Source organism: Bradyrhizobium sp. 187 (genome assembly GCF_023101005.1).
Taxonomy (GTDB): domain Bacteria; phylum Pseudomonadota; class Alphaproteobacteria; order Rhizobiales; family Xanthobacteraceae; genus Bradyrhizobium; species Bradyrhizobium canariense_D.
In genome coordinates, this window is the sequence record NZ_CP064693.1 from 6,223,127 (window position 1) to 6,237,312 (window position 14,186).

At 64.3% G+C, this 14,186-nt stretch carries 14 protein-coding genes; 1 reads left to right on the forward strand and 13 read right to left on the reverse strand.

The genetic code is table 11. From position 1 onward, the window contains the following. Window positions 1-165 precede the first annotated feature (165 nt). On the reverse strand, window positions 166-963 hold the full coding sequence (locus tag IVB19_RS30075) for a fumarylacetoacetate hydrolase family protein (RefSeq protein WP_085361511.1): 798 nt from the start codon (window positions 961-963) through the stop codon (window positions 166-168). 199 nt (window positions 964-1,162) lie between these two features. Between IVB19_RS30075 and IVB19_RS30080 the strand changes: the two genes are divergently transcribed. Next, a complete protein-coding gene (locus IVB19_RS30080; protein ID WP_018454035.1) occupies window positions 1,163-2,062 on the forward strand; it encodes a LysR substrate-binding domain-containing protein in 900 nt (299 codons plus the stop codon). Window positions 2,063-2,167: 105 nt separating this feature from the next. On the opposite strand, the gene IVB19_RS30085 is transcribed toward IVB19_RS30080, so the two are convergent. The 12 genes from IVB19_RS30085 to IVB19_RS30135 all read right to left on the reverse strand — a co-directional run bounded on the left by IVB19_RS30085 (window position 2,168) and on the right by IVB19_RS30135 (window position 14,158). Next, a complete protein-coding gene (locus IVB19_RS30085; protein ID WP_247475585.1) occupies window positions 2,168-3,280 on the reverse strand; it encodes a trypsin-like peptidase domain-containing protein in 1,113 nt (370 codons plus the stop codon). A 27-nt stretch (window positions 3,281-3,307) separates the two neighbouring features. After that, the gene (locus IVB19_RS40280) at window positions 3,308-3,433 is read right to left on the reverse strand and encodes a hypothetical protein (protein WP_018454033.1); all 126 of its coding nucleotides are present in this window, start codon (window positions 3,431-3,433) and stop codon (window positions 3,308-3,310) included. Continuing rightward, entirely contained in the window at window positions 3,433-3,765 is a 333-nt protein-coding gene (locus IVB19_RS30090) for a hypothetical protein (protein WP_247475586.1), read from the reverse strand. Before IVB19_RS30090 ends, IVB19_RS40280 begins: the two co-directional genes overlap by 1 nt. 133 nt (window positions 3,766-3,898) lie before the next feature. After that, window positions 3,899-4,360 (reverse strand): Hsp20 family protein, encoded by a 462-nt coding sequence (locus IVB19_RS30095; RefSeq protein WP_247820476.1) that lies wholly within the window; start codon window positions 4,358-4,360, stop codon window positions 3,899-3,901. Window positions 4,361-4,601: 241 nt separating this feature from the next. After that, a complete protein-coding gene (locus IVB19_RS30100) occupies window positions 4,602-6,092 on the reverse strand; it encodes an amidase (protein ID WP_247475587.1) in 1,491 nt (496 codons plus the stop codon). Window positions 6,093-6,109: 17 nt separating this feature from the next. After that, window positions 6,110-6,907 (reverse strand): FAD binding domain-containing protein, encoded by a 798-nt coding sequence (locus tag IVB19_RS30105; RefSeq protein WP_247820477.1) that lies wholly within the window; start codon window positions 6,905-6,907, stop codon window positions 6,110-6,112. Window positions 6,908-6,918: 11 nt separating this feature from the next. Continuing rightward, window positions 6,919-9,306 carry a xanthine dehydrogenase family protein molybdopterin-binding subunit gene (locus IVB19_RS30110; protein ID WP_247820478.1) on the reverse strand — a complete coding sequence of 796 codons (2,388 nt, stop codon included), beginning with the start codon at window positions 9,304-9,306 and terminating at the stop codon, window positions 6,919-6,921. 2 nt (window positions 9,307-9,308) lie between these two features. Next, a complete protein-coding gene (locus IVB19_RS30115; protein WP_247453303.1) occupies window positions 9,309-9,800 on the reverse strand; it encodes a (2Fe-2S)-binding protein in 492 nt (163 codons plus the stop codon). Window positions 9,801-9,821: 21 nt separating this feature from the next. Beyond that, window positions 9,822-10,928 (reverse strand): ABC transporter ATP-binding protein, encoded by a 1,107-nt coding sequence (locus tag IVB19_RS30120; RefSeq protein ID WP_247475589.1) that lies wholly within the window; start codon window positions 10,926-10,928, stop codon window positions 9,822-9,824. Between the two features lie 8 nt (window positions 10,929-10,936). Then, complete coding sequence (locus tag IVB19_RS30125; RefSeq protein ID WP_247820479.1) at window positions 10,937-11,839, reverse strand: ABC transporter permease; 903 nt, start codon at window positions 11,837-11,839, stop codon at window positions 10,937-10,939. Then, entirely contained in the window at window positions 11,836-12,753 is a 918-nt protein-coding gene (locus tag IVB19_RS30130; protein WP_247475591.1) for an ABC transporter permease, read from the reverse strand. Before IVB19_RS30130 ends, IVB19_RS30125 begins: the two co-directional genes overlap by 4 nt. 55 nt (window positions 12,754-12,808) lie before the next feature. Next, window positions 12,809-14,158, reverse strand: a complete 1,350-nt coding sequence (locus IVB19_RS30135) for an ABC transporter substrate-binding protein (RefSeq protein WP_247820480.1) — start codon at window positions 14,156-14,158, stop codon at window positions 12,809-12,811. Window positions 14,159-14,186: the final 28 nt, after the last annotated feature.

Here is a 14,186-nt window from a genome sequence, read left to right on the forward strand (position 1 = left end):
ATGGGATCGAAGCCACTCTCAGCGTCGTCGTGGCCGGGCTTGTCCCGGCCATCCACGGGCTTCCACGCAACCGGCACCCAAAACGTGGATGCCCGGGACAAGCCCGGGCATGACGAAGCGAAAACGTCCGGCCCCTCACTTTCCGCAGGCGGGGAGAGGGGAGCGTTAGACGATCTTGATCGACATATCCGGCAAGCCGTCGAGCTTGCACAACAGCACGTCGCCCTTCACGACCGGGCCGACATTCTCCGGCGTGCCGGAATAGATGATGTCGCCGGCCTTCAGCTCGAACGCTTCCGACAGTTTTGCGATTTGCTCGGCCACGCTCCAGATCATCTTGCTGAGATCCGAGCTCTGCTTCACCGTCCCGTTGATCGCCAGCGAGATGGCGCCCTTGTCGAAATGCCCGGTCTTGCTGGCCGGGTGGATCGGACCGATCACCGCGGCGTGGTCAAAGCTCTTGCCGATCTCCCACGGCTTCTTCTCCGCGGCCATGCCGTTCTGGAGATCGCGCCGGGTCATGTCGAGGCCGAGCGCATAACCATAGACATGGTCGAGCGCCTTCTCGGCCGGGATGTTGCTGCCGCCGGATTTCAACGCGGCGACCAGCTCGACCTCGTGGTGATAGTTCTTGGTCAGCGACGGATAAGGATGATCGGCGACCTCGCCCACAGCGACGTTCTGGATCGCGTCGGTCGGCTTCTGGAAGAAGAACGGCGGCTCGCGGTTCGGGTCCGAGCCGCGCTCGATCGCGTGCGCCGCATAGTTGCGCCCGATGCAGTAGATGCGGCGGACCTGGAACACCTGGGTTTCGCCGACGATCGGGATGGTGACCATCGGCACCGGAAAGATCGGCTTCGGCCCTGCCTGCGCCGCGGCCGGCGCAACTTCCGCGATTGAGGCAGCACTTGCCGCCGCGGCAATTGCGAGCAGCTCCCGTCGCGTTGCTGATGTCTCTTTCATGGCTTGTGCTCCCTTTTTATGTTCGTTGGGCGCATCATGCGCGCCGAGCCGCCTGATAATCAATATTCAGTATGCCAGCAATGCTGGACCGGCAGGTCGTCTAATTGAGAACAGGCCGGCTGCAGCCGAGCCTTCCGAAACCCGCTCCCTTTCGCCCTAGCATGGAACTTGCATAAATTCTGGGCGACATGGACGCCGCATGAACCTCATCAGCCTCGATATCCGCATGCTCCGGTCGCTGATCTCCGTGGTCGAGACCGGCAGCATCACCGAGACCGCGCGGCGGCTGGGCCGCACTCAGCCGGCGATCACTCTGCAATTGCAGCGGCTGGAGGAGCTCACCGGCAAGCAATTGTTCGAGCATGTCGGGCGCCGGCTCACGCTGAGCGAGGACGGCACCACGGTTCTCACCTACGCCAAATCCATCCTGAGGTTGCATGACGAATTGATTTCGCAGCTGGCGTCACAGGAGATCGAGGGTCAGGTCGTGCTCGGCACGCCCGACCTCTATGCCGCCTTCATGCTGCCGCAGATCCTCAGCGTGTTCCGAAAATCATTCCCGCGCGTCCAGGTCGAGCTCAATTGCGCGCTCTCGACGCCGCTGGTGGGCCTCGTCAAGCGCGGCGATGTCGACATCGCGCTCGTCACCCGCATGAACGATTTTACGGGCGGCCAGGTGGTACGGCGCGAGCAACTGGTCTGGATGACCGGCGAGCAGTCCTCCGCGCACCAGGAACGGCCTATCCCGCTGGCGTTGCTGCCGCCCGGCAACATCTATCGCGACTACGCAATCGACACGCTGGAACGTGCGAATTTGCGCTGGCGCATCGCCTGCGTTAGCGAAAGCGTCGGCGGCCTCCAGGCGGCGGCCTTCGCCGGCATGGCCGTGACCGTACTCGGCCGCAGCGCCCTGGTGCCGGCGATGCGCGAGATCGGCCCGAACGAGGGCCTGCCGCCGCTGCCGAAGATCGAGCTGCTGCTTTACAAGTCGAGCGGCGCGACCTCGAAGGCGGCGACCGCCTTGCACGACTATCTCGCGCACTATCTGCGCCTCGACGAGGAGCTCAGCGGCCGCGGCGAGCCGATCGAGCTGGGATAAAGCCATCCGGACGTTCGCGCAGCGATCGTCCCAAACTGCGTCCCGGGTCCACGATCGCAGACAAAGAGCGACCGGCTTGCTGCGGTGATATCCTCTTTGATTGGCCTAGCGAACGAGGCGGTTGCTTCCTGCATTGGCATTGCGCGGCTCGGTTGCTGGAGCCACTCGGACGAGGACCGTGAGCGGTGTGCCGTTGCGCAGCAGAGCGAGCTTCACCTCGTCGCCGACCCGCGCAAGACCAATGGTATTGCGCAGCTGCGCGGCGGTGCGGATCGGGCGGCCCTCCGCCGTGGTGACAATGTCGCCCTTGTGCAGGCCAGCCTTCTCGGCCGGCGAATCCGCGGCAACTTCGGCGATGAGCGCGCCTTCGGTGCGTCCCTTGTTGACGGACGGGTGGAGGTCCTTCAGCGAAATGCCGATGCGACCGCGCTCGACCCTGCCGGTGGCGATGATCTGCTCCATCACCTTGCGCGCCATGTTGACGGGAATGGCAAAGCCAATACCGACATTGCCGCCAGCGGGCGAGATGATGGCCGAATTTATGCCGACCAGTTCGCCCTGCAGGCTGACCAGCGCGCCGCCGGAATTGCCGGGATTGATAGCGGCGTCGGTCTGAATGAAGTCTTCATAACCCTGCTTGCCGAGGCCGGTTCGGCCTAGGGCGCTGACGAGGCCCGACGTCACCGTCTGGCCGAGGCCGAAGGGATTGCCGATCGCGAGCACGAAGTCCCCGACTGCCAATGCATCGCTGTCACCGAGGGGAAGCGCCTTCAGCCCGGTCGGATTCTGGATCTGGAGCACGGCGACGTCCGTCGGCGAGTCGCGGCCGACGACCTTTGCGGAAAACTGCCGGCCGTCCTTGGTCGTGATCTGGACGACGGAGGTGCCTTCGACCACGTGGTTGTTGGTCAGCACGTAGCCGCTCCGGGCATCGACGATCACGCCGGAGCCGGTCGCGCTGACTTCCTTCTCGATCTGCCTCGGAACGTCGAAGAATTCGCGGAACAGCGGGTCACGATAGAGCGGATTGTCCTCGCGTACCCGGCCGTGCACCGAGATGTTGACCACCGCCGGCGTCACCTGCCGAACCAGAGGCGCCAAAGTCAGCACCGAGCCGCCCGGCTTCAGATCGGGGATCTGGCCTGCTGCGGGATGTGACGCCGTCAGTATCAGCACCAGCAACGCAAGCGAGAACGAACGCATAGCAATCGTCTTCATGACCTGTCGCATCGTCTGAGATTGAAATCAGAGAGCCGCTTCACGTTTGTCTGGCGGCACGTCGAGCCAGCCTTGCAAGGCTAAAAATGGAATGGCCCAGGCCGCGGAGACCTGGCCGACCAGCACCAGAGCAAGAACGGCCTGCGTGAGCATCACGCGCCTCGCCGTTCTGCGGCGGCCCAAGGCCGCCGCAGGCGCATCGGGACGCCGCCGCCGCGCGGCGGGTCGTCGTCATTGTCGCCGTCGAGCCGGCGCAGGGCCGCGAGAATATCGGCGAGCCGAATCGTACGGTTCATGCCGGGAATTTCACGCAAAGCGGGACAGGATTCGACGGCGTACATGTCGGACGCCCATGACGACAGAATGATCCGCTTCTCCGGCGTGGAGAGCTCCTTTGCATTCAGGACATCCGCGGGCGAACCGTAGTGAACCGCGGGATGAAACAGCGGGTTGAGATTTACGGAATTCGTATTCACGTTTGTCATCGGTTGGGCCTCCCCTGACGCTCCTTTCGAAGGGATGGATGTGCTGATGATCGAATGGCCGTTCTCTCATGCATGTGGGAGCGCGGCGCGCATATCTGAGCGCCGCGTTCCACCATTCCCCTCGATCGAGCGCTTAGGCTGCTTTCTTCTGCTCGATCTGAGTTGCAGGAGAGGCCGCGCCCGCGATCTGGATCCGGCGCGGCTTCATCGCTTCCGGAACCTCACGGACGAGGTCGATGATCAAGAGGCCGTCCTGGAAGGACGCCTGCTTCACCTGGACATAATCGGCCAGGTTGAACACGCGCCGGAACGGCCGTGCGGCGATACCCTGGTACAGATATTCGCCCGTCGCACCTTCGGGCCTCTTGCCCTCGACGGTCAGCGCATTCTGTTCGGCCGTCACCGTGATATCGTTGACGCCAAAGCCCGCCACAGCGAGGCTGATCCGGTAGTGATCTTCGCCGGAGCGTTCGATGTTATAGGGGGGATAGTTGTCTTCGCTCGCCTGGCGCAGCGCGCTGTCGACGAGACCGGCCAGATGATCGAAGCCGACGGTGGAGCGCCACAGGGGCGCGAAGTCAAACGTGGTCCTCATAACCAAGTCCTCCAAAGAGCAAGATGGATACGAAGGAGCGCAGGACAGGGTTTTAGACGGGTCCAAAGACACCGGCCCGGCGCCCGCTCCGGGCCCCTCGCGGGCACCCGGCACACCGCTCTCGCGGCGAAAATGACTTAGAAGAACGCAAGTCGACTTCAAGAGGGCCCCTCGAAAAATTTTTTGGGGCGCAGAGGCCAACCGGCAGGACGCGGCCGGCCGGTTCCAGGCCGGGTTCGGCTCACGCCTTCACGCGGGCACGGTCCGGTTCGCGCAACGTCAGCTGTGGCCAGAACGCCGCCCATGGCTGGGCCGCTTCGAACGCAGCGGCGATGCGGAAGATCATGGGCTCGTCGAGCCAGGGAGCGACGATCTGCAACCCGATCGGCAGCCCATCGCGATCGAAGCCGCAGGGCAGCGTCGCGGCCGGAAGGCCGGCGAGATTGATCGGCCAGGTGAAGGGCGACCAGCCGAGATGCGGATCGACCTTGCCGCCGTCGATCGTGTCGACGCCGAGGCGGCCGGCCTCGAACGCGGTCACCGCGACGGTCGGCGTCACCAGCGCATCGACTCGCTCGAACAGCTTCAGGAAGCTGCTGCGAGCCTGGGCGCGGCGATACCCTGCTTCGATATAGTCCGTGCCGCTGTAGCGCCTGCCGGCACTGATGACGTCAAGATAATCTGCTTCGGAGCTGGCGAGATCGGCCGTGGTCTTGCTCGAGACCGCGCCCGCCTGTTCGGTAAAGGCGATCGGCTTCAGCGTGTGCTCCAGGATCCCGGGATCGAGGCCCGGACCATCCATGGTGACCTGCGCGCCGCAGGCATCGAGAATGGCCAGCCCCTTGCCGAACGCCGCGCGCACATCGGGGCTGACCGCGGCGTAGCCGAGATCGACGCTGGCGCCGATGCGAATGCCGTTCAACGGCGCGGCCTTCGTATCGAACCGACGCGCCGCCACCGGCAGGCTTGCGGGATCGCGCAGATCGTAAGCAGCGATGATCTCCAGCGTCAACGCGGCATCCGCGACCGTGCGCGTAATCGGCCCGGTATGCGCGAGCGAGCCCCAGGACGGTGGCGAGAAGCCGGGCGAACGGGGCACCAGGCCAAAGGTCGGCTTCAGGCCAAACACACCGCAGAAGGACGAGGGCACGCGGATCGAGCCGACCCCATCGGTTCCGATCGCGATCGGACCGCAGCCGGCGGCAACGCCCGCCGCCGCGCCGCCGCTCGATCCGCCACTGGTGCGACCCGGGTTCCAGGGATTGCGCGTGGTGCCGGTGACCGGGCTGTCCGCCGTCAACTTGTAACCGGACTCGCAGGTCGTGGTCTTGCAGGTGACGATCGCACCCGCTTCCTTCAGCGCTGAGACAACCGCCGCGTCGACATCGGGCACGAACGCCTTGTTCATCGGTGAGCCGCCATAGGCCGGCACGCCCGCGACAAAGACCAGGTCCTTGATCGTGACGGGGACACCGGCGAGCGCTCCCTTGGTCTCGCCGGCGCGCATCTCCCTGGTGAGACGGTCGGCCTCCGCCCTCGCCTGCCCGTACATCGGCGTCACCACCGCGTTGCAGGCCTCGTTCGTCGCCTCCAGTGCGGCAATGGTGTCGTCGACGACATCGCGCGGAGTGAACGCCTTGCGCCGGTAGCCGGCCAGGATCTCGGTTGCGGAAAGCGAGCCAAGGCCAGTCGGCACCGGCGGGAAGGCCGTTCGGCCGGAACCATCAGTCATCATCAACCCTAAAAGAGCTAGCTGAGCGCCGCGTCGACGGCGCGCTTGGCCATGACCGTGACGAGATGTGCACGGTAGTCGGCTTCGGCGTGGATATCGGAGGTGAGACCGTCGGTGTCGATCCTGATCGCCGCGATCGCGGACGGATCGAAATTTCGCGACAGTGCTTCTTCCATCGGGGGAACGCGGAATACGCCGGAGCCCGCGCCGGTCACGGCCACGCGAACACCATCGGCGAATTTCGCGACGAACACGCCGACCAGCGCATAGCGCGACGCCGGCGCCTTGAACTTGGCGTAGCCCGCCCTGAGCGGCACAGGAAAGCGGATCGCCGTGATGATCTCGCCAGGTTCAAGCGCGGTCTCGAACAGACCACGGAAGAACCCGTCGGCCGCGATCTCGCGCGTGCTGGTGACGACGGTCGCGCCCAATCCGAGCACACCTGCCGGATAATCGGCCGACGGATCGTTGTTCGCGACGGAGCCACCGATAGTGCCGCGAATGCGTACGGCGGGATCGCCGATCATCGAGGCCAGCGCGGCGAGACCCGGGATCTTCGTCTGCACCAGCTTCGAGGCTGCTACCATGGCATGTGGCGTCATTGCACCGATGGTGATGGTGCCGCCGTCGTTGGTGATGCCCTTCAGATCTCCGAGCCTCGACAGGTCGACTAGGGCTGGCGGACTGGCGAGCCGCTGCTTCAGCGTCGGGATCAGCGTCATGCCGCCGGCGAGGAGCTTGCTGTCTTCGATCGAGGTCAGCAGTTTGGCAGCTTCGGGAATCCGGTCCGGCTGGTGATAGGCAAACGGCTTCATTGTCATCCTCCCTATTCCGCAGCGACCGGCAGCGACGCGTTCTGCAGCAGGCGCCAGATCCGGTTCGGCGTTGCCGGCATGTCGACATGGGTGACGCCGAGATGCGACAGCGCATCGACCACCGCGTTGATGACGGCGGCCGGCGAACCGATGGTGCCGACCTCGCCGCAGCCCTTCACGCCCATCGGCGTGTGCGTACACAGCGTCGAATGGGTCGCGATGTTCATCATCGGCATGTGGTCGGCGCGCGGCATGCAATAGTCCATCAGCGAGCCCGATAGCAGCTGGCCCGAGCCCTCGTCATAGACCGCGTTCTCGTACAGCGCCTGACCGACGCCCTGCACGATGCCGCCGTGCAACTGGCCCTCCACGATCATCGGGTTGATGACAGTGCCGACGTCGTCCACCGCGGTGTAATTGACCAGCGTCACCGTGCCGGTCTCCGGGTCGATCTCGACCTCGGCAATGTGGCAGCCGCCGGGATAGGTGAAGTTGACGGGATCATAATAAGCCTGCTCTTCGAGCCCCGGCTCCAGCACTTCGAGCGGATAGTCGTGCGGCACGTAGGCGGCGCCCGCGATCTCCTCGAACGTCCTCATGCGGTCGGTGCCTGCGACCAAGAATTTTCCAGCCTCGAACTGGATATCCACTTCGGCCGCTTCAAGCAGATGCGCCGCGATCTTCTTGCCTTTCGCGACCACCTTGTCCGTCGCCTTCGACAGCGCCGCGCCGCCGACCACCAGCGAACGCGAGCCATAGGTGCCCATGCCGAACTGCACGCGATCGGTATCGCCGAACACGATGTCGACATTGTCAAACGCGACGCCGAGCTTTTCCGAGACGATCTGGGCGAACGTCGTCTCGTGGCCCTGGCCGTGATTGTGGGTGCCGATCATGACCGTGACCTGGCCGGTCGGATGCACCCGCACCGTGGCGCTCTCATAGAGCCCGCCCCGCGCGCCCAATCGTCCCGCGAAGCGCGACGGCGCGAGGCCGCAGGCCTCGACATAGGTCGAGTAGCCGAGCCCGCGGAACTTGCCCCTGCGCGCCGACTCCGCCTTGCGGATACCGAAGTTCTTGACGTCGGCCGCGACAAGAGCGCCGTCGAGACACCCCATCGGATCGCCGGAATCGTACTCCACCAGCACCGGCGTCTGGTAGGGATAGGCCTCCTTCGGGATCATATTGCGTCGGCGGATCTCGACCCGATCGATACCCATCTCGCTGGCCGCGACATCGACGATGCGCTCCAGCACGAAGGTCGCCTCGGGACGGCCGGCGCCGCGATAGGCGTCGACCGGGACGGTGTTGGTGAACACCACCTTCACGTTGCAATAGATTGCCGGCGTGGTGTAGACGCCGCCGAGCAGCGGTCCGTAGAGATTGGTCGGAATGTTCGGCCCGAAGGTCGAGAGATAGCCGCCCATATTGGCGAGCGTGTTGACACGGAAGGCCAGAAACTTTCCGGTCTCGTCCAGTGCGAGTTCGGCCTCGGTGACGTGATCGCGGCCGTGGCGGTCGGAGACGTAGCCTTCGGAGCGGCTCGCAACCCATTTGATCGGCCGCATCACGCGCTTGGCGGCCCAGGTGATCACGGCCTCCTCGCCGTAGTGGAACTGCTTGACGCCAAAGCCGCCACCGACATCCGGCGCCACCACGCGCAGCTTGTGCTGCGGAATGTTCAGCACCAGCGCGCCCATCAGGAAGCGCACGACATGCGGGAACTGGCTGGTGGTCCACAGCGTGAAGCGATCCGTGCCGGGCTCATATTCGGCGATCGCCGCCCGCGGCTCCATCGGGTTGCCGATCAGCCGGTTGTTGACGAGACTGAGCCTTGCGACATGCGCCGCTTTCCGGAACGCGGTCTCGACCGCCGCCTTGTCGCCGAGCTCCCAATCGCAACAGATGTTGTTCGGAACGTCGTCGAACAGTTGCGGCGCGCCGTGCCGCACGGCTTCAAGCACGCCGACCACCGAGGGCAGCACCTCGTACTCGACCGTCAGCAGCTCGGCTGCAGCGCTGGCCTGCGCCGGCGTCTCCGCGACGACGAAGGCCACCATGTCGCCGACGAAGCGCACCTTGCCCTGCGCCAGCATCGGGAACGGCGGCTCCTTCATCGGCACGCCCTTGGCATCCGTGATACCCCAGCCGCAGGGCAGCGAGCCCAACTTGTCCGCCGTGGCATCCTCGCCGGTCAGCACCGCGATGACGCCGGGCGATGCGAGCGCCGCACTCCTGTCGATGCCGCGCAGGATCGCGTGTGCGTGCGGCGAGCGCACGAACACACCCGCCGTCATGCCCGGACGCTTGATGTCGGAGACGTAATTGCCGCGTCCGGTGAGGAAGCGCTGGTCCTCTTTCCGTTTGGGTGAAGCGCCGATCCCGATCACGTTGCCCATGGTCACTCTCCCCTGGCGGCGTTCATGGCGGCAGCGCCAGCCATGACCGAGACGACGATGTTCTGATAGCCGGTGCACCGGCAGATGTTGCCTTCAAGGCCGTGGCGTACGTCGGCTTCCGTCAGGTCCGGCTTTTCGGTCGCGAGCGCCACCGCCGTCATCAGCATGCCGGGCGTGCAAAAGCCGCATTGCAGGCCGTGATGCTCGCGAAATGCCTCCTGCATCGGATGCATTTGGTTCGAACCGGGGGCACCATGAAGCCCCTCGATGGTGAGCAGCGTTGCACCGTCGAGCGCGGGCGCAAGCAGCGTACAGCTCTTCACCGGCAGGCCGTCGAGATGCACCACGCAGGCGCCGCACTGGCTGGTGTCGCAACCGATATGGGTGCCGGTGAGGTTGAGCCGCTCGCGCAGCAGCTCGGCGACGAGCGTCGCCGGCTCGACATCGACAGTGGTTGGCCGTCCGTTGAGTGTGAAGGATATTTGCACGATCATACTCCTGTGCGCGACGGGTCTTTAGGCGAGTGGAAGCGCGCTGCCGGTGGCCCATGTGGCCAACACGACATCGCCGACGGTGAAGGGATCCGCGAAGAAAGTCTTTTCCGGCACGTAGGCCACGAACGCGTCGTCCGGCACGGTGTCGAGCATGACCTTGACGAAATAGCCCTGGTATTCGATCGCGAGCACGCGACTCGGCAGCGAGGTGGAGCAGCCCGGCGGCAGCTCCCTGCCCGGCCGGACCAGCGCGACATCGTCGCGGCGCACGGCGATATCGATCTTGTCACCGACGCTGACCGTGGGCCGCGCCTGAAGCGGGACCTCGATGCCATCAGGCGCGGCCTGCGCAAGCGTAAAGGTCGAACCGTTGACCTTCTCGACCCGCCCCGACAACACGTTTTGCCCGCCCATGAACTCGGCGACGTAACGATCGTGCGGATGGGCATAGACGTCGCGCGCCGCGCCCGCCTGCTTGATCCTGCCCTGCTCCATCACCACCACGAGATCGGCGAGCGCGATCGCCTCGAGCTGGGTATGGGTGACGTGAATGAAGGTGATACCGAGCTCCTGCTGCATCCGCCTGAGCTCCTGGCGCATCTGCACGCGGAGCTGCTCGTCGAGGGCGGACAGCGGCTCATCGAGCAAAAGCACCCTCGGCTCGGTGATCGCCGCGCGCGCCAGCGCCACGCGCTGCTGCTGGCCGCCGGAGAGCTGCGCCGGCAGGCGATCGGCGAACTGCGTCAGCCGCACCTTCTCGATCATGGCATCGGCTGCGCGGAGGCGATCGGCCTTGGACTGGCCGCGGACGCGCAATGCGAAGGCGATATTCTCGCGCACGGTCAGATGCGGGAACAGCGCGTAGGACTGAAACATCATCGCGGTGCGTCGCTGCACCGGCGCGAGCCCGACGACGTTCTGGCCGCCGATCACGATCTCGCCGGCGGTCGGGTCCTCGTGGCCGGCGATCATACGCAGAATCGTGGTCTTGCCGCAGCCGGACGGACCGATGAAGCAGCAATAGGCGCCATCGGCGATCTTGAGGTTGACGCCGTCGACCACGTTGCTGACGCCGTCAAAGCTCTTGCAGACGCCCGCCAGTTCGATATCGCCGCGATCGCTCTTCATTTCCCGGCTCAACCCTTTGTGCTGCTGCCGCGCTTCTTCTGGATCAGCACGATGCTGCCCAGGCTCGCGCCGATCACGATGAAGGAGACGATCGTCGTCACCGTGCCGAGCGCATAGAGCGAGGGCGAGGTGACGTTCAGTGTCATGCTCCAGATCTCCAGCGGCAGCGTATTGAGCGAGCCCGCGGTCTGGAGGCTGCGGGCAAACTCGTCGTAGGAGAGCGTGAAGCCGAACAGCGCGACCGCGACCAGGCCGGGCGCCAGCACCGGGATCATCACCAGCCGGATCGATTGCCAGCGGCTGGCACCGAGGTCGTAGGCCGCCTCCTCCCAGACGTGGTTGAAGCGCGACATCACCGCGAACATCACGAGCACGCCGAACGGCAGCGTCCAGGACAGTTGGGCGCCGAGCACCGAGGTGTACCAGCTCGCATTAAGTCCGAGGGCCTGGAACAACAGACCGGTACCGAGGCCGAGCACGAGACCCGGTGCGACCAGGCTGCCGATCATCATGTAGAACACGACGGTGTCGCCGCGAAAGCGCTTGCGAAAACCGAGCCCGGCCAGGAACGAGACCACCACCGTGATGGCAGTGATAATGACGGCGAGCTTGATCGAACGATCGAACGAGCCCTTGACGTCGCCGGTTCGTACCTGAGTGAAGAGATCGACGAACCAGTGCAGCGAGGTGCCCTTCATCGGGAATACGAGGCCGCCGCGGATGTCCTGGAACGAGAGGACGTAGATGCAGAACATCGGGCCGTACAGCGCGATCACATAGAACGCGAACAGTGTCGCCAGAACATAGAACGTCCACGGCCGACCGCCCTTGCTCGGCGCAATCGCCTTTGTCACCGGCGCGATCGCCTTTGACACATCAGTCTTGGACATGTCGGCGAGAACCGCGCTCATCGCGTGATCTCCTGCCTGATGTCGACGGTGCGCAGGATCAGCGAGACGATGGCGACCAGCACCAGCGTCAGCAACACCGCGCTTGCCGCCGCCGTCGGATACTGCAGCACGCCGACGTCCTCGTAGAACGCGCTGACCACCGAAGCCGAGCCGCCGCCGGACATCACTTTGACCACGAAGAAATCACCCATCACGATCGACACGACGAAGATGGTGCCGAGCGCGATGCCGCTCTTGGACATCGGCACCACGATCAGGCGCATGATGTCGAACCGGCTGGCGCCTGCATCGATCGCGGCCTCGATCAGCTTCTTGTCGATCCGCGCCATGGAATTGAAGATCGGCACGATCATGAAAATGGTGAGCTGGTGGACATAGGCGATGACCACCGCCAGGTCCGAGAACAGCAGCACTTCCAGCGGCTGGCGGATCACGCCAAGGCCCAGCAGCGCCTGGTTGATCAAGCCTTCCTTGCCGAGCAGCGGAATCCAGGAAATCATCCGGATGATGTTCGAGGTCCAGAACGGTACCGTGCAGAGCAGGAACAGGCCAATCGCCAGCAGTTGGTTGCGGACGTGGAAAACCAGGAAGTAGGCGACGAAGAAGCCGATGATCAGCGTGAAGATCCAGCTCAGCACGGTGAACTTGATGGTCGCGAGATAAAGCTTCAGCGTCAGCGTCGAATGCAACACCTCGACATAGCTTGCGAGCGTGAAGCCCGGCGTCAGCCCGCCGAAGCCGTCGGTGGCGAAGAAGCTCGCGGCCAGCACGACCAGGATCGGCGCCACGAAGAACGGCACGAGCACCAGCACGAGCGGCGAGACATAGAGCCAGCCGGCGAGATTTGCGCGTGGTGGGGCTTGAGCTGGACTAAGACTTGGCTGCATGTCGGCAAACGCCTCGAAGTCGGTCATTTGGCACCGGCGCATCGCCGCGCCGGCGCTTCGTTCACGTCAGGGAAAGCAGGTTTCAGGCCACCTTGAAGTCGTTCCAGCGCTTGTTCATGTAGGCGGCTTCGTCCATCAGCGTGTTCCAGCACGAGATGTTCTTGACGCGGTCGAGGAACGAGCCGCCGTCACGCTTGGTGCCGGTCTTCTCCATCGGCACGCCATAGGGATCGTTGACCACCTCCGGCGCGGGCTGGCCCTCGTACCAGAACGCCCATTCGGCCGGCGTGAGGAATTTCTTCGCAGTCGAAGGCACCGGGCTGTAATAGCCGTAGCGCGCGACGAAGCCGCCCTGCCAGCCCGACAGATACCAGTTGAGATATTCGTAGGCCGCATCCAGCTTCTTGCCGGAGAGATGCTTCATCAGCCCCATGCCGTTGCACCAACCGCGATAACCTTCCTTGCCGTTCTTGATGTTGACCGGCGCGTAGACGCAGGGGATTTCTTTCACGCGCACCGCGGCAACCGCCGGCGACCACATCGACTGGATCACCACTTCGCCCGCCGCCATCAGCTGCACCGACTGGTCGAAGGTGGTCCAGGTCGCGCGGAATTGGCCCTGCTTCTTGAGCTCGATCAGCTTGTTGCAGGTGAAGTCGATCTCCTCCTTGGTCATGTTGCCCTTGTTGTTGTACTTGATCAGCCCGGCACTTTCGAAGCAGAGCGCGGCGTCCATGATGCCGATCGCAGGCACGTCGAGAATCGCGGCCTTGCCCTTGAATTTCGGATCGATCAGATCCTTCCATTCCGTGACTTCGTGGCCGACGAGGTCGGGCCGATAACCGATGGAGTCGGCGTTGTAGACCTGCGGCAGGAAGGTCGCCCATTCGGTCACACCGTCGTTCAGATCGGTCGAATCGGGCTTGGCGATATACATGGCCTCGTAGGGCGAGATGCCCTGGCGCGGAATCTTGTGGCCGTCGATCTCGCCCTTGGTGAAGATCGGCAGAATGTTGTCGAACTCTTTGACCTTCTTGACCTCGATGCCCTGGATCACGCCGCGCTTGGCAGCGAGCTTGGCCTGCCAGCCCTCGAGATCGGCGATATCGACCGTGTTAGGCTGGCTTATGAAGCGGTTGATGGCAGCGGAGGTGTCGAGGTTCTGCATCGTCACCTTGAACCCGAGATCCTTGGCGGCCTGGTCGCCGATCGCCTTCACCACCGAATATGACACGCCGACATGGCGCAGCTCGATGTCCTTGATCTCCTGCGCCCAGATGGTCGGGAATCCGCGGATCGCGTCCGATCCTGCGGCCGCGCCGGCCACCGCCGCAGCGCCCTTCAACAGCGTGCGCCGGCTCAGCTTTTTCGCAGACTTGTCGCTCGTCCCCGCCGGATTGGCAGTGGATGTCCCCTTGTCCCTGTCAAGCATGGCAACCCTCGTTGGCTACAATGAACGC

Excerpts from the sequence above, each read along its gene's own strand:
- IVB19_RS30120 (WP_247475589.1), bottom strand. The coding sequence starts at position 10,928 with ATGAAGAGCGATCGCGGCGATATCGAACTGGCGGGCGTCTGCAAGAGC.
- IVB19_RS30125 (WP_247820479.1), bottom strand. The coding sequence starts at position 11,839 with ATGAGCGCGGTTCTCGCCGACATGTCCAAGACTGATGTGTCAAAGGCG.
- IVB19_RS30105 (WP_247820477.1), bottom strand. The coding sequence starts at position 6,907 with ATGAAGCCGTTTGCCTATCACCAGCCGGACCGGATTCCCGAAGCTGCC.
- IVB19_RS30095 (WP_247820476.1), bottom strand. The coding sequence starts at position 4,360 with ATGAGGACCACGTTTGACTTCGCGCCCCTGTGGCGCTCCACCGTCGGC.
- IVB19_RS40280 (WP_018454033.1), bottom strand. The coding sequence starts at position 3,433 with ATGCTCACGCAGGCCGTTCTTGCTCTGGTGCTGGTCGGCCAGGTCTCC.
- IVB19_RS30135 (WP_247820480.1), bottom strand. The coding sequence starts at position 14,158 with ATGCTTGACAGGGACAAGGGGACATCCACTGCCAATCCGGCGGGGACG.
- IVB19_RS30075 (WP_085361511.1), bottom strand. The coding sequence starts at position 963 with ATGAAAGAGACATCAGCAACGCGACGGGAGCTGCTCGCAATTGCCGCG.
- IVB19_RS30130 (WP_247475591.1), bottom strand. The coding sequence starts at position 12,753 with ATGACCGACTTCGAGGCGTTTGCCGACATGCAGCCAAGTCTTAGTCCA.
- IVB19_RS30090 (WP_247475586.1), bottom strand. The coding sequence starts at position 3,765 with ATGACAAACGTGAATACGAATTCCGTAAATCTCAACCCGCTGTTTCAT.
- IVB19_RS30080 (WP_018454035.1), top strand. The coding sequence starts at position 1,163 with ATGAACCTCATCAGCCTCGATATCCGCATGCTCCGGTCGCTGATCTCC.
- IVB19_RS30110 (WP_247820478.1), bottom strand. The coding sequence starts at position 9,306 with ATGGGCAACGTGATCGGGATCGGCGCTTCACCCAAACGGAAAGAGGAC.
- IVB19_RS30100 (WP_247475587.1), bottom strand. The coding sequence starts at position 6,092 with ATGACTGATGGTTCCGGCCGAACGGCCTTCCCGCCGGTGCCGACTGGC.
- IVB19_RS30085 (WP_247475585.1), bottom strand. The coding sequence starts at position 3,280 with ATGAAGACGATTGCTATGCGTTCGTTCTCGCTTGCGTTGCTGGTGCTG.
- IVB19_RS30115 (WP_247453303.1), bottom strand. The coding sequence starts at position 9,800 with ATGATCGTGCAAATATCCTTCACACTCAACGGACGGCCAACCACTGTC.